Genomic DNA, 13,749 nt, shown 5'->3' with positions numbered 1-13,749 from the left:
GGGACCCTGAGGGTCATTCGGCCTGTGGTCACGAAATCGGCGGTGGGGATGCTGAGGATCGGCTACGTGCGGCTCAGAGATGCGGACGCACAGGAAGAGACGGCCCAGCTCAAGGGGGCCGGCTGCCAGGTGGTGCGGGCCGAGGAGCCCGGCGCCGACGGCCCCGCTCTGGTCTCGATCCTCGACTTCATCGGGGCCGGCGACGAACTGGTGGTGACCCGGCTGGCGCGGCTGGCGCCCACGGCTCGAGCGTTGCTCGACACGCTGAGGCGGGTCGAGGCTCGGGGCGCCTCGCTCGTCGTGCTCGAACCCGCGATCAGCAGCCGCGGCGCCGGCGGCCCTGCTTTGCACGCGGCCCTGGAGGCGGTGGCCGAGCTGGAGCCCGATCCCGGCCGCCGGCGGCGGACCGCCGCCCCGGCCCAGGAGATCGTCGCCCTGCAACGCGCGGGCGTGGGGCCCGTGGAGATCGCGCGGCGCCTCGGCGTCTCGCGCATGACCGTCTGGCGCAAGCTGAAGGCGCTGGACGAGGCCGGCGCCTAAGTCGCGGCGCGCACCGACCGCTTGCGCCTGAGCGCCAGGCCGGACAGCCCGAAACCCGTGATCAGGATCGCCCAGACGCCCGGTTCGGGAACGGGCGTCGTCGGGCCGGGATCTGTTCCAGGGCCGGGGTCGGGATCCGGGTTGGGGTCAGGGTCTGGCTCAAGCCCTCCCGCAATGCTGAAGGCATCGAGGAGCAAAGTAGCGCTCTGCTGGGCGTCCCCAGTGTGGTCCAGCGTGAACGCCTCCAACAGGTAGTGTCCTGCGGTTGGCTGAAAGCTGAAGGTGATCCAGCCCGTATCGCCGTAGTTGCCTAAGCCGAACGTGTCCCGGTTGAACAGATCGAAGGCCTGACCCGCCGCGTCCACCAATCGCACGATGCCTTGGACATGGTACCCGTCCAGGTAGTTCGCGAACAATGCGGCCGCTCCGCTAAGGGTGGCCACGCCGTCGAAGTCTAACTCCTGGAATATGCCCTCCGGTGTCTCCACCTGACCGTACTTGGCGGTCACAGTCGCGAAATAGTCGCCTTCGACCGGATTGAAGATCGTGGAGGGAAACGTCGGGGTGTTGTCTTGGTGCGTTACGTCGCGCGTCGGGTCATTCAAGATGCTCCAACCGGTGAAGTCGCCGGTCTCGAACCCGCCGTTCACCAGGGTCGTCGCGCCGGCGTTTAGCGGGATCAGGGCGAGGGCCGCGGCGATCAGGCACGCTTGCTTCATCGATCAACTCCCGCTTCAGGCGCCGCCGGATCGGTCGGTTCCAGTCAGACCAGCACGCCTTGCTATTGCTTACAACGTGCTTCCCGGGAGCCGTCTTGACGCCAGTCAACTTGCTCCCAGGAAGGCAGGCCTAGCCTCGGCGCTGGGCCTGGACGAAATCGACGAACGCCCGCAGCGGCGACGGCAAGGTGCGGCGGCTGGGATAGTAGAGATACGGCCCGGGAAACGGTTCGCACCAGTCGGCCATGACCTCGACTAGGGCGCCGCTGGCCAGGTGCGGCGCCACGTAGCCCTCGAAGGCCAGCAGGAACCCGTGCCCCGCCAGCGCCGCGCGCAGCAGCAGCGTCAGGGAGTTGGCCACCAACGGACCTTCGGGCGAAATGCGGATGACCTCGCCGGCCTTCTCGAACTCCAGTGGCGGGATCGCGCCCGACGGGTAGCGCACGCGCAGGCACGGCCGCGATAGCAGGTCGCGAGGATGCAACGGCGCGCCGACCCGCTCGACCAGATCGGGCGCGGCCACCAGGCAATAGCGCTGCGGCGGGCCGAGCGAGATGGCCACCATGTCCTGCGCCAGGCTCTCGCCCCAGCGCACCCCGGCGTCGAACCCGGCCGCCACGATGTCGACGAACGCGGTCTCGGCCAGCACCTCAACCCGCACGGCCGGGTAGCGCGCCATGAAATCGGTCACGAGCGGCGCGAGCACCAGCTCCACCGCAGGCTCGGGCGCGTTGATGCGCAGCGGTCCCGACGGCTCGGTCTGCGCCGATCGCGCCTCGTCCACCGCCTCGCCGATTTCGGTCAGCGCCGGGCCCAGGCGGGCGAGCAGCGTCGCACCGGCGTCGGTGAGCGCCACCGAGCGGGTGGTCCGGTGCAGGAGGCGCACGCCCATCCGCGCCTCCAGTTCGCGAACGGCCGCGCTCAGCGTCGAGGCCGAGACGCCTCGCTCCACCGCCGCGCGGCGGAAGTTCAGGTGACGGGCGACGGCGGCGAAACTGTCGAGGGCCTGCAGGTCGAGGCGATCCATGACCCGCGCATATACCCTCGCGCGCGCCGTGATTGTACGATTTTCCGTACAGTCCATGCAGCATAAGACGGATTATCAGCACGCAGGCGCGGCGCTATCCCACCGTCACCTGAACGACGGAGACTTCCAGATGCAAACCCGCAAGCTCGGCGAAACCGGCCCCGAGGTGTCGACGATCGGCCTGGGCGCCATGGGCATGAGCGACTTCTACGGACCCGCCGACCGCGGCGAGAGCCTGGCCACCCTGGCCGCTGCGGTCGAGGCCGGGATCACCCTGATCGACACCGGCGACTTTTACGGCATGGGCCACAACGAGATGCTGATCGGCGAGGCGCTGAAGACGCTGCCCCGCGACAGGCTCATCCTTTCGGTGAAGTTCGGCGCTCAGCGCGCGCCCGACAACAGCTTCCTCGGCTTCGACGGCCGGCCCGCGGCCGTGAAGACCGCGCTGGCCTACACCCTGCAACGGCTGGGTGTGGACCACATCGACGTCTACCGGCCGGCCCGTCTCGATCCCAACGTGCCGATCGAGGACACGGTTGGCGCCATCGCCGAACTCGTTCAGGCCGGCTGGGTGCGCCACATCGGCCTGTCGGAGGTGGGGCCCCACACGATCCGCCGCGCGGCGGCCGTGCACCCTATCGTCGACCTGCAGATCGAGTACAGCCTGCTCGCCCGCGGGATCGAGGGCGCGATCCTGCCCACCTGCCGCGAGCTGGGGATCGGGATCACCGCCTATGGCGTGCTGGGCCGGGGCCTGATGGGCGGCCACGGCGGCGACTTCGGCCGGCCCGGCGACTTCCGGGCCCATACCCCGCGGTTCCAGGGTGAAAACCTGGCGAGGAACCTGGCGCTGACCGAGGCCCTGCGGGTCGCGGCGGCCGGCGCGGGGATCACCCCGGCCCAGGCGGCCATCGCCTGGGTGGCGGCCCAGGGCGACGACATCGTCCCGCTGGTGGGCGCGCGCCGCCGCGACCGGCTCGCCGAGGCCCTGGGCGCGCTCGGCGCCGCGCTGTCGCCCGAAACCCTCGCGTCGCTGGAGGCGGCCGTGCCGAAGGACGCCGCCGCGGGCGAGCGCTATCCGGCCGTGCAGATGGCGATGCTGGACTCCGAACGGGGCTGACGCGCCGCCGCACTGGACATCGGGGGTTCGCGGCCCCATCCTCCAAGGTTCAAACGGACGTTCGAGGCCAAGGGGAAACCCCCGATGTTCATGCGCTTCTTCACCGAGCTCCGCGAAGCCAAGGTGCCGGTGACGCTGAAGGAATACCTCGCCCTGATGGAGGCGATGGACAAGCAGGTCATCGACCGCTCGGTCGAGGACTTCTACTACCTGTCGCGCGCCGCCCTGGTGAAGGACGAGAAGAACCTCGACAAGTTCGACCGGGTGTTCGGCCACGTCTTCAAGGGCCTGGAGAAGATGGGCGACGAGGTCGCTCACGACATCCCGGCCGAATGGCTGAAAAAGCTGTCCGAGAAGTTCCTCACCGAGGAGGAGAAGGCGCAGATCGAGGCCATGGGCGGCTTCGACAAGCTCATGGAAGCGCTGGCCCAGCGCATGAAGGAGCAGAAGGAGCGCCACGAGGGCGGCAACAAGATGATCGGCACCGGCGGCACCTCGCCGTTCGGCGCCAACGGCTACCACCCCGAAGGCATCCGCGTCGGCCAGGACAAGGGCCGGCACGGCCGCGCGATCAAGGTGTGGGACAAGCGCGAGTTCAAGAACCTGGACGATCAGGTCGAACTCGGCACCCGCAACATCAAGGTGGCGCTGCGCCGGCTGCGCAAGTGGGTGCGCGAGGGCTCGCCGGACGAGCTGGACATGGGCGGCACCATCAAGGGCACGGCGGAGAAGGGCTACCTCGACATCCACCTGCGGCCCGAGCGGCGCAACAAGATCAGCGTGCTCCTGTTCCTCGACATCGGCGGCTCGATGGATTCGCACATCAAGCTCTGCGAGGAGCTGTTCAGCGCGGCCCGCTCCGAGTTCAAGAACATGGAGTTCTACTACTTCCACAACTGTCTCTACGAGAGCGTGTGGAAGGACAACCGGCGCCGGCACGCCGAGAAGATCAACACCTGGGACGTGCTCCACAAGTTCCCGCATGATTACAAGGTGATCTTCGTGGGCGACGCCACCATGAGCCCCTATGAGATCACCTATCCCGGCGGCTCGGTGGAGCACTGGAACGAGGAAGCCGGCGCGGTCTGGATGGACCGGGTGGCCCAGATCTACGAGCACATGGTGTGGCTCAATCCCACGGCCGAGCGGCACTGGGACTACACGCCCTCGATCGGGGTGATGAAGCAGCTCGTGGGCGACCGGATGTTCCCGCTCACCCTCGACGGGCTGGAGAAAGCCATGAAGGAACTGGCGCGCTAGAGCCCGTCAGGGTGAAGTGGATACCGGTTCACCCGCCCGGACGGGCTCCATATGCTTGAAAATAGAGCCTTCTCGTCCGGATCAGGTGATCCCACCTGATCCGGGAAGGCTCTAGGACCCGTTCGCGGGTCCTGCGACGTCCCCGGCCCCGCAGCTCCGAGACGGAGCCGGGGGGCCAGAGTTTGCGCCCCACCGAAAAGATAGCGTTGACTACTATTTTGAAGTTGGCCATCTGTCGGTCAGGCTGAACGGGGTTGGAAGCGCGATGACGGGTTGGAGCAACTGGTCGGGCAGCGTGAGGTCGACGCCGACGCAGATGGCGCGGCCGCAGACCGAGGCCGAGCTGTCGCGCCTGGTGGCCGAAGCCGCCAAGGTCCGGGTCGTGGGCGCGGGCCACTCGTTCATGCCCCTGTGCGAGACCGACGGGCTCCTGCTCAATCTCGAGGACCTGGACAGCCCGATCGAGGTGGCTCCGGACCGCAAGACGGTGACCGCGCCGGCCGGCTGGAGCCTGAAGAAGCTGACCGCCGCGCTCTGGGACCTGGGCCTTTCGCTGCCGAACCAGGGCGATGTGAACCCGCAGTCGCTGGCCGGCGCGCTGGCCACCGGCACCCACGGCACGGGCAAGGACCTGGGCAGCCTCGCCACCTTCGCCCACGGCTTCCGGCTGGTTCAGGCCGACGGCTCGGCGGTAGAATGCAGCCGCACGGAAAACCCCGAACTCTTCGAGGCCCAAAGGCTGTCGCTGGGCCTGTTCGGCGTGGCGACGCGGATCACCGTCGACGTGCTGCCCGCCTACCGGCTGGAGGAGCGGATCGAGAAGAAGCCGCTGGCCTGGACGCTGGAGGCGTTTCCGGAGTTCGCGGCCCAGCGCCGCCACGCCGAATTCTTCGTCTTCCCCTACGCCGACACCGTGATCCTCAAGACCCTGGAACCGACCGACCTGCCGGGCGATCCCGGTTCGGGCACCGACATTTCCGAAGCGCCGTTCCGGGTGGCCTGCCAGATCGGACAAGCGCTTCCGGCCCTGATCGGACCGCTCCAACGTTTGATGATGCAACTCTCCACCGGCGGCGGCCGCGTGGGCCCGGCGCACCTGATCTTCCCGTCCGAGCGGACGATCCGATTCGAGGAGATGGAGTACGAGCTGCCGCGCGAGGCCGGCCTTCCGGCGTTGAGCGAAGTGATCGGCTGGATCCGCCGCAAGCGCCTGCCGGTCGCCTTCCCGTTCGAGTTTCGCTGGGCGGCGGGCGACGACATCTGGATGAGCCCGTTCAACCTGGGCCCGGGCGCCTCGATCTCCATGCACCAGTACGCCCCGATGGCGTGGCGGGCGCTGTTCGCCGAGGCCGAGGCGATCTTCCGCAGCCACGGCGGACGGCCGCACTGGGCCAAGCGCCACACCCTGACCCGCACGGACGTCGATGCGCTCTATCCGATGGCCGAGCGCTTCCGCAGGGTGCGCCGCACCGCCGACCCGGGCGGCAAGTTCCTCAACCCGCACCTGGCCGAACTGTTCAGCTGAGGCTCCGATGACCGACGTCCGCTACACCGATGCCCCCAGGAACGACGATTGGCGGCTTCACGGCGAGCTGATCGGCCGCCAGGGCGGGCGCCGTGACCTGAACACCCCGGTGCTGGTGCTGGATCTGGACGCACTGGACCGCAACATCGCGAGCATGGCCGGGCTCGCCGCGAAGGCCGGCGTGCGGCTGCGGCCCCACGCCAAGACCCACAAGAGCCTCGACATCGCGCGGCGCCAGATCGAGGCCGGCGCCGTCGGCGTCTGCTGCGCCAAGCTGGGCGAGGCGGAGGCCCTGGCGGGCGCGGGCGTGCCGGGCGTCCACATCACCTCGCCCGTTGTCGGTCGCCTCGGGATCGAGCGGCTGATCGCGCTGAACGGGATCGCCGAGCGGCTGTCGGTCGTGGCCGACCATCCCGACAACGTCGAGGCCCTGGCCGGCGCGGCCTCGCCGGACAGGCCGCTGGGCGTGTTCGTCGATCTGGACCCCGGACTGCGCCGCACCGGCGTGGCTTCGCCCGAGGCGGCGGTCGAACTGGCGAGCCGGATCCAGGACCATCCGTCGCTACGCTACGAGGGCCTGCAGATGTACTGCGGTCGCGAGCAGCACATCGAGGACTACGCCGAGCGCCGCGCCGCGATCGCCGAGCGCACCGAATACCTGAAGGGCGTGCTGGCGGCCCTGGCCGAGGCCGGCGCGGCGCCCCCGGTGGTGACGGGCGGCGGCACCGGCACCCACCGCATCGACCTGGAACTGGGCGTCTTCAACGAGCTGCAGGTGGGCTCGTACGTCTTCATGGACGATCAGTACGCGGCCTGCGACCTGACCGGCGACGGCGAGGCGGCCTACGAGTTCAGCCTGTTCGTGGACACCCGCGTGGTCAGCGCCAACGCCAAAAGCCTCGTGACCCTGGACGGCGGGTTCAAGGCCTTCGCCACCGAGGGCAAGCCGCCGACACCCGCGGCCGGCGCGCCCGCCGAGAGCCGGTTCCTGTTCATGGGCGACGAGCATGGGGCCCTGGTGGGCGCCGGGGTCGAGGAAGCGCTGTCGATCGGCGACGTCGTCACCCTCAACACACCGCACTGCGACCCCACCGTGAACCTTTACGACAGCTACCACGTGGTCCGCGGCGACACCCTGGTCGACATCTGGCCCGTCTCGGCGAGAGGGCGCTCCCGCTAGGCTGCGGCGCCTCGGATTTGAGCCCGTTCCGCGCGCCGGCGCACCGAAAGCCGCCAACGGCCTTCCGCTTCGGCGCCAGCAGAAAATGTAGCGTTGACTATCAGATAGCGACTGCTAGCGTTTTCGCTTAGGCAGGGGAAAAATCGATGAAGGCGTGGCTATTCGGCGCGGCGGCGCTCGGTGGTTTGTGCGTGGCCGGTCTCGGCGCGGCCGAGGCGGCGGAAGCCCCCTCCACCGTCGAGGAACTGGTGGTCACCGCCCAGAAGCGGTCGGAGCGCCTTCAGGACGTGCCGATCGCCATCACAGCCCTGGGCGCCAAACAGCTCAAGGACCAGCACGTCAGCAACATCCTGGACCTGAACGGCCTGTCGCCGTCGCTCTCGATCAAGACCGACGACAACGCGGCCAACCCGAAGATCTTCATCCGCGGCGTCGGGCTGAACGACTTCAACCCCAACACCGCCGCGCCGGTCGCGATCTATGTGGACGGGGTCTACATCGGCTCGCCCCTGGCCCAGATGGGCCAGTTCTTCGACCTGGAGCGGATCGAGGTGCTGCGCGGGCCCCAGGGCACGCTCTATGGGCGCAACACCACCGGCGGCGCGGTCAATGTGGTGAGCCGCCGGCCCACCCAGGCGTTCACCGCCGACGCCTCGGCCGAGTACGGACGCTTCAACGCCATCGCCCTGGAGGGCGGCGTCGGCGGCCCGCTGGTGAAGGATGTGCTGGCCTTCCGCGTCGCCGGCGCCGGTAACTGGGACGACGGCTACACCCTGAACCGCCTCACCGGCCATCACGGCAACGACCAGAACCGCTGGGCGCTGCGCGGTTCGCTGCTCTACACGCCGAGCGCCGACCTGGAGGTGCTGGCCCAGGCGCACTACGCCAAGAGCCAGGGCAGCTCGATCCTGGCCTACAACCGCCCCCTGTTCCCGGCGACGGCGGCGGCGACCGGCCCCGACGGCTTCTGCGCTCCGGGCTTCTACACCTCGGGCCAATGCACGGACGCCATCGGCTACGCCAATACCAGCAGCGACCTCTACGAGGGCGACTACCACCTGGAGGGCAAGGACCGGGTGCGCACCTACGGCGGCTCGGTGTCGGCCACCTGGAAGCTGGGCGCCGTCGATCTGGTCTCGGTGACCGGCTACGAGCACGCCAAGCGAAACGACCTCGAGGACACCGACGCCGGCCCGAACGACGTGATCACCGCCGACTACCGGGCGCGCCAGTCGGCGATCAGCGAGGAACTGCGCCTGCAGTCGGCCGGGACGGGCCCGGCCAAGTGGGTGCTGGGCGGCTATGTCTCGCGCGACCACCTGACGACGGATTCGTACTACGACATCCTTCGGCTGCTCCGCGATCCGACGCCGGCGAACCCGACGGGAGCCGACCTGGAGAACAGCGTCGGCGTCTTCGGCTGGCCCTATAAGCAGACCAACAAGAGCTATGCCGTCTTCGGCCAGGTGGACTACAGCGTCACCGACGCCCTGATCCTGACCGGCGGGTTGCGCTATTCAGCCGATCGCAAGAGCTTCGACTACGCCTCGACGGCCGAGTTCGGCGCGATCACCTTCTTCACGGTCGACGACCGCAAGACCTTCGACTCGCTGTCCGGCAAGGTGGGCGTGCAGTACCGGTTCAGTCCAGACGCCAACATCTACGCCACCTACAACCGCGGCTATAAGAGCGGCGGCTTCTTCGGGGGCCAGACGGTCGATCCCTCGACGCTCGGGCCCTACAAGGACGAGAAGGTCGACGCCTACGAGGCCGGCGCGAAGTTCCAGGCCTTCGACCGACGGCTGACCGGCAGCATCTCGGCCTTCTACTACGACTACCAGGACCTGCAGGTGTACGACCTGGTCCTCCAGGGCAACATCACCGTCCAGGTCTTCACCAACGCCTCGAACGCCCGGATCTATGGCGGCGAAGCCGAGCTGACCGCGCGGCCCATCGATGGCCTGACGCTGCAGACCGGAATCTCGCTGCTGGACGCCACCTACCGCGACTACGTTACGGCGGGGGGCGACTATTCGGGCAACCGCCTGCCCAACGCGCCCAAGTTCAGCGGCACGGCGCTGGCGCAGTACGAGTGGCCGGTGGCCGGCGGCTCGATGCGCGTCGCCGCCGACGCCACCTTCCGCAGCAAGGTCTTCTTCGACACCCGCAACCTCGAGCGCCTGTCCGACAAGGGCCGGGCCTTCGTCAACGCGCGTCTCGGCTGGACGTCGCCGGACGAGAGCTATGAACTGGGGATCTGGGGGCGGAACATCTTCGATGAAACCAACATCAGCGACATCATCCCCATCGAGGGCCTGGGCTTCGACCTGTTCAGCATGGGCCGGCCGCGGACCTACGGCGTCTACGCGCGCTTCCACTACTGAGGCGGCCCGGTGAGCCACCAGACCCCGGGCGCGTGGATCGGCCCGGCGCCCAGCCTCGCCCAGAGCGCCGCGGTGATCGCGGTGGGGATCACGGGCGTGATGATCGCCGGCCTGCAGCCCCAGCTCCTGGGCGCGCTGGCCCGCGAGGGCCGGCTGAGCGCTAGCCAGCTGGGGCACGCGGCCACCGGCGAGCTGCTGGCGATGGGGCTGGCCGCCGGCCTGGCGGGCGCCCTGCTGAAGCCGCGCCGGCTGCGCCTCATCGGGCTGGCCGCCGGACTGGTCCTGGCGCTGCTCGACCTTGCGACCACGCGACTGTCCGGTGAGGCGATCACCCTGGCGCGGGCGGCGGCGGGCGTGCCCAGCGGGGTGATGATCTGGATGACGGTGGCCCTGATCGCCCGCGCGCCCCGGCCCGAGCGTTGGTCGGGCGTCTATCTGACCTTGCAGACGGCGGCGCAATTCGTCCTCGCGACGATCCTCACCGCCTTCGTGATCTCGGGCGCCGGCGCCAACGGCGGCTGGGTGGCGCTGGCGGGGATGAGCGCGCTGGCGGGACTGGTCGCCCTGGCCTGCCCCGATCGGTACGCCGAGCTTCACGAGGCCCACGGGCCGGGCGGACTTCCCGCGCCGCGCGGGCTGGCGGCCCTGGCCGCCTGCTTCCTGATCCTGGCCTTCATCGTGGGCGTCTGGGTCTACGCTGAACCGCTCTCGCGACAGGCGGGCCATCCGCCGCAGACGGTGGACCAGGCCGTCTCGCTCTCGCTGGCCTTCCAGGTGGCGGGCGGGGCGACGGCCACGCTGCTGGCCGGACGCCTGCGCTGGTTCTGGACCATGATGGCCTGCGCGGCCCTGGACGTGGTGCTTCTGGCCACCTTCGCGAGCCTGCCGTCGCCGCCCGTCTTCCTGGTCGCCTCGGCGGCGTTCGGGTTCCTGTGGCTGTTCCTGATGCCCTTCCTGGTGCCGATGGCGATCGAGGCCGACCCCAGCCGCCGCGCCGCCGTGCTGCTGGGCGGCGCGCAGCTCCTCGGCGGCAGTCTGGGGCCCCTGCTCGCGTCCACCGTGGTCAGCGACGCCGACGCCCGCGGGGCGCTGGCGTTCGGGGCGGCGTGCCTGCTGGGGGGCATGGGACTGGCCATCGGCCTGCACGTCACCCGCCGCAGGCCGGTCGCCGCCGTTTGACCTCGGCCGCCTTTTCATGACTTTCAGGCCGCGATGACCCGGAAATCCCTCAAGTCGGCGACGGCGCGCCGCGCGCCGCCCCAGCAAGACCGGGCCGTGCAGACCTACGAACGCCTGCTCGACGTGGCGGGCGAACTGCTGGCCGAGGTGGGCGTCGAGCGCATCTCCACCAACATGATCTGCGCGCGGGCCGGGATGACGCCGCCGGCGCTCTATCGCTACTTCAAGGACAAATATGCGGTGCTGGAGGCGCTGGGCCGCCGGCTGATGGACCGCCAGAACGCCGCCCTCTTCGCCTGGCTCGACCGCTACGCGCCGCAGGGGCTGGAGGCGCTGGCCGCCAACGTCGGGGAACTGATGCGCGAGACGGCCGCCGTGACCGCCTCGGAGCCCGGCGCGACCTGGACGGTCCGCGCGCTGCGCGCCACGCCGCGGCTCGCCCACGTCCGCATCGAATCCCACCGGCTGGTCACCGACCGCCTCGTCGAGGCCTATGCGCCGCTGGTCCCCGACATGCCGCGCGATGTGCTGTGGCGCCGGCTACGGATCAACGTGGAGCTGGGGTACGCCATCGACGAGATGCTGTCCGAGGAGACCGCGCTCGACCACGACGAGGTGATCGGCGACTCCGCCCGGCTGCTCTCTCGCGCCCTGATGCTCTGAGCGGCCGCGGGCCGATGTCATAGGTTTGTCGCCGATTGGCGTTGCGCCTAAGCTCGTCCAGCGCCTAAGGGATTCGCATGAACGATCCCCTCACCCAGGATCCTCCCGAAACGGAAGAGGCCCAGGCCGCGACCAAGGCCGCGGTGTTCAACGCCGCCGAGCGGCTGTTCGCGCTGCACGGCTTCCAGAACGTGTCGGTGCGCGACATCACCGCCGAGGCGGGCGTGAACCTCGCGAGCGTGAACTACCACTTCGGCTCCAAGGACGCGCTGCTGTTCGAGATCTTCCGGCGGCGGACCAGCGAGCTGAACCGCGAGCGCGCGCGGATGCTCCACGAGGCCACCAGCCGCCACGGCGGCAAGCCGCCGGTGCGCGAGATCCTCGAGGCCTATTTCGCCCCGCCGCTGCGGTGGGGCTCGCCCGAGAACGAACGGCGCATCTCGGTGCAGTTCATCATCCGCGCCCGGTCCGAAGGCACCGCCGACATGCGCGACGTGCTGCAGAACGACGTCAGCCACCTGGCCCGTTTCGCCGACGCCCTGATGGCCGCGCGCCCGGACCTGGCGAAGGAGGACGTCTACTGGCGGCTGCACTTCTGCCTGGGCATGGTGCACAACAACCGCTTCGCTGAGTTCGACCGCCTGCACCACCTCTCCGGGGGGCTGACGCGGGAAGGCGACGTAGACGCCCTGCTCCATCGGATGCTGGACTTTGCCGAAGCCGGCTTCCTCGCCTAGAGCCCGTCAGGGTGAAGTGGATGCCGGTTCACCCGCCCGGACGGGCTCTACACTTTTGAAGATCGAGCCTTCTTGTCCGGATCAAGTGATTCCACTTGATCCGGGAAGGCTCTAGCACGGCCTCCGCGAAGTCTTCGCGGATCTTGCATCACAACTTGAAGCAGCAGGCCTAGGACTCGGGCCGAGCTCGGAAAATCCAAGCGGAGAGGGGCAGAGTGTGCGGCGGCTGATCCTGAGCGCCGGCGCGTTGCGCTTCCTCGACTCGGCGGTGCTGATCCTGCCGTTCTACACGGTGATGTTCGCCGAGCACGGGCTGTCGCCGGCCCAGATCGGGGTGATCCTGGCGGCCTGGTCGGTCACCGGCGTGGTGCTGGAGGCGCCCAGCGGCGTGCTGGCCGACCGGGTGTCGCGGCGTTGGCTGCTGGCGACGGCCCAGGCGGTGCGCTGCCTTGGCTTCGGCGTCTGGCTCGCCTTCCCGGGCTTCTGGGGTTTCCTCGTCGGGCTGATGCTGTGGGGCCTGAAGAGCGCGACGCTGTCGGGCGCTTTCGAAGCGGTGATCTACGACGAGCTCAAGGCGCTAGGCCGCGAGGCCGACTACGCCCGGGTGATCGGCCGCACCCAGTCGGCCCGCTTCGCCGGGGTGATGACCGCCGCCCTGGGCGCGGCGCCGCTGGCGGCGTTCGGCTATCCGACGCTGATCTGGATCAGCATCGGCACGGGCCTGGCCGCGGCGGTCTCGGCGCTCGCGCTGCCTGAGGCCCCGCGCGCCGTCACGGTCGGCCGCTTCGACTACGTCACCCACCTGCGGCGCGGGGTGATGGAGGCCGCCAGCCTGCCTGGGGTGCCCGGCCTGCTCGCCTTCATCGCCAGCATGCAGGCGGTGGTGTGGGCGGTGGCGGACTACTGGCAGATCTTCGGCCAGCAGGTGGGTTTGCCCAAGTCCGGCATCGCCCTCTTCATGGCCGCCCTTTCCGGGGTGGGCGCGATCACAGCGGCCCTGGCCCACCGCCTGCGCGGCTTGCGGCCCGTCACGTTCTGCATGCTCTACGCCCTGGCCGGGGCCTGCGTGGTGGCCGGAGCGGCGACGTGGCGGACGTGGTCGATCGTCCTGCCCATGGCCTATGTGGCGCTCTACTGGACCGTCGACATCAATGCCGACGCCCGTTTCCAGCACGCGCTGCGCTCTGAGACGCGCGCCACCGTCGCCTCGCTGAAGGGCTTCATCATGCAGTGTGGGACCAGCCTGTTGATGCTCGCCTTCGGCCTGATCGCCCAGGCGGCGTCCTACCGCGCGGCCTTCCTGGCTTCGGGCCTGACCGCCATGGCCATCGGCGGAGGCTTCGCCGTCTCCACACTGCGCCGGCCCGGAACCCGCCGCGAGCGGGGCCGTTAGGGCCGAGGGGCGCCGGTGT

12 protein-coding genes are annotated in these 13,749 nt (G+C 69.5%); 10 read left to right on the top strand and 2 right to left on the bottom strand.

Annotated elements, in window-relative coordinates:
• The first annotated feature begins 24 nt into the window (after window positions 1–24).
• On the top strand, window positions 25–540 hold the full coding sequence (locus tag GC203_RS18295; RefSeq protein WP_293457659.1) for a recombinase family protein: 516 nt from the start codon (window positions 25–27) through the stop codon (window positions 538–540).
• Here GC203_RS18295 and GC203_RS18290 read toward each other — a convergent pair.
• Both GC203_RS18290 and GC203_RS18285 read right to left on the bottom strand, forming a co-directional pair.
• Window positions 537–1,259 carry a PEPxxWA-CTERM sorting domain-containing protein gene (locus GC203_RS18290; RefSeq protein WP_293457657.1) on the bottom strand — a complete coding sequence of 241 codons (723 nt, stop codon included), beginning with the start codon at window positions 1,257–1,259 and terminating at the stop codon, window positions 537–539. The two genes, GC203_RS18295 and GC203_RS18290, sit on opposite strands and share 4 nt — an antisense overlap.
• A 130-nt stretch (window positions 1,260–1,389) precedes the next feature.
• Window positions 1,390–2,286, bottom strand: a complete 897-nt coding sequence (locus tag GC203_RS18285; RefSeq protein ID WP_293457654.1) for a LysR family transcriptional regulator — start codon at window positions 2,284–2,286, stop codon at window positions 1,390–1,392.
• A gap of 130 nt (window positions 2,287–2,416) precedes the next feature.
• Between GC203_RS18285 and GC203_RS18280 the strand changes: the two genes are divergently transcribed.
• The 9 genes from GC203_RS18280 (at window position 2,417) to GC203_RS18240 (ending at window position 13,730) form a co-directional block, all read left to right on the top strand.
• Window positions 2,417–3,409, top strand: a complete 993-nt coding sequence (locus GC203_RS18280; RefSeq protein WP_293457652.1) for an aldo/keto reductase — start codon at window positions 2,417–2,419, stop codon at window positions 3,407–3,409.
• An 84-nt stretch (window positions 3,410–3,493) separates the two neighbouring features.
• Entirely contained in the window at window positions 3,494–4,669 is a 1,176-nt protein-coding gene (locus GC203_RS18275; RefSeq protein ID WP_293457650.1) for a VWA domain-containing protein, read from the top strand.
• A gap of 265 nt (window positions 4,670–4,934) precedes the next feature.
• Window positions 4,935–6,194, top strand: coding sequence for a D-arabinono-1,4-lactone oxidase (locus GC203_RS18270; RefSeq protein WP_293457647.1), 1,260 nt, complete (start codon window positions 4,935–4,937; stop codon window positions 6,192–6,194).
• Window positions 6,195–6,201: 7 nt separating this feature from the next.
• The gene (locus GC203_RS18265; protein ID WP_293457646.1) at window positions 6,202–7,374 is read left to right on the top strand and encodes a DSD1 family PLP-dependent enzyme; all 1,173 of its coding nucleotides are present in this window, start codon (window positions 6,202–6,204) and stop codon (window positions 7,372–7,374) included.
• A gap of 146 nt (window positions 7,375–7,520) precedes the next feature.
• Window positions 7,521–9,758, top strand: a complete 2,238-nt coding sequence (locus GC203_RS18260; RefSeq protein WP_293457644.1) for a TonB-dependent receptor — start codon at window positions 7,521–7,523, stop codon at window positions 9,756–9,758.
• 9 nt (window positions 9,759–9,767) lie between these two features.
• On the top strand, window positions 9,768–10,937 hold the full coding sequence (locus GC203_RS18255) for an MFS transporter (protein WP_293457641.1): 1,170 nt from the start codon (window positions 9,768–9,770) through the stop codon (window positions 10,935–10,937).
• A 33-nt stretch (window positions 10,938–10,970) separates the two neighbouring features.
• The gene (locus GC203_RS18250; protein ID WP_293457638.1) at window positions 10,971–11,600 is read left to right on the top strand and encodes a TetR/AcrR family transcriptional regulator; all 630 of its coding nucleotides are present in this window, start codon (window positions 10,971–10,973) and stop codon (window positions 11,598–11,600) included.
• Window positions 11,601–11,677: 77 nt separating this feature from the next.
• The gene (locus GC203_RS18245; RefSeq protein WP_293457636.1) at window positions 11,678–12,337 is read left to right on the top strand and encodes a TetR/AcrR family transcriptional regulator; all 660 of its coding nucleotides are present in this window, start codon (window positions 11,678–11,680) and stop codon (window positions 12,335–12,337) included.
• A gap of 217 nt (window positions 12,338–12,554) precedes the next feature.
• The gene (locus tag GC203_RS18240) at window positions 12,555–13,730 is read left to right on the top strand and encodes an MFS transporter (RefSeq protein WP_293457634.1); all 1,176 of its coding nucleotides are present in this window, start codon (window positions 12,555–12,557) and stop codon (window positions 13,728–13,730) included.
• Window positions 13,731–13,749: the final 19 nt, after the last annotated feature.

Origin of the sequence: Phenylobacterium sp. (genome assembly GCF_016124325.1) — a bacterium.
In the GTDB taxonomy this organism is placed as follows: Bacteria; Pseudomonadota; Alphaproteobacteria; order Caulobacterales; family Caulobacteraceae; genus Phenylobacterium.
This window is presented reverse-complemented; position numbering and strand designations above follow the sequence as displayed.

Coding starts and splice junctions, on each gene's coding strand:
- GC203_RS18290 (WP_293457657.1), bottom strand. CDS start 1,259: ATGAAGCAAGCGTGCCTGATCGCCGCGGCCCTCGCCCTGATCCCGCTA.
- GC203_RS18265 (WP_293457646.1), top strand. CDS start 6,202: ATGACCGACGTCCGCTACACCGATGCCCCCAGGAACGACGATTGGCGG.
- GC203_RS18250 (WP_293457638.1), top strand. CDS start 10,971: ATGACCCGGAAATCCCTCAAGTCGGCGACGGCGCGCCGCGCGCCGCCC.
- GC203_RS18245 (WP_293457636.1), top strand. CDS start 11,678: ATGAACGATCCCCTCACCCAGGATCCTCCCGAAACGGAAGAGGCCCAG.
- GC203_RS18280 (WP_293457652.1), top strand. CDS start 2,417: ATGCAAACCCGCAAGCTCGGCGAAACCGGCCCCGAGGTGTCGACGATC.
- GC203_RS18270 (WP_293457647.1), top strand. CDS start 4,935: ATGACGGGTTGGAGCAACTGGTCGGGCAGCGTGAGGTCGACGCCGACG.
- GC203_RS18285 (WP_293457654.1), bottom strand. CDS start 2,286: ATGGATCGCCTCGACCTGCAGGCCCTCGACAGTTTCGCCGCCGTCGCC.
- GC203_RS18260 (WP_293457644.1), top strand. CDS start 7,521: ATGAAGGCGTGGCTATTCGGCGCGGCGGCGCTCGGTGGTTTGTGCGTG.
- GC203_RS18275 (WP_293457650.1), top strand. CDS start 3,494: ATGTTCATGCGCTTCTTCACCGAGCTCCGCGAAGCCAAGGTGCCGGTG.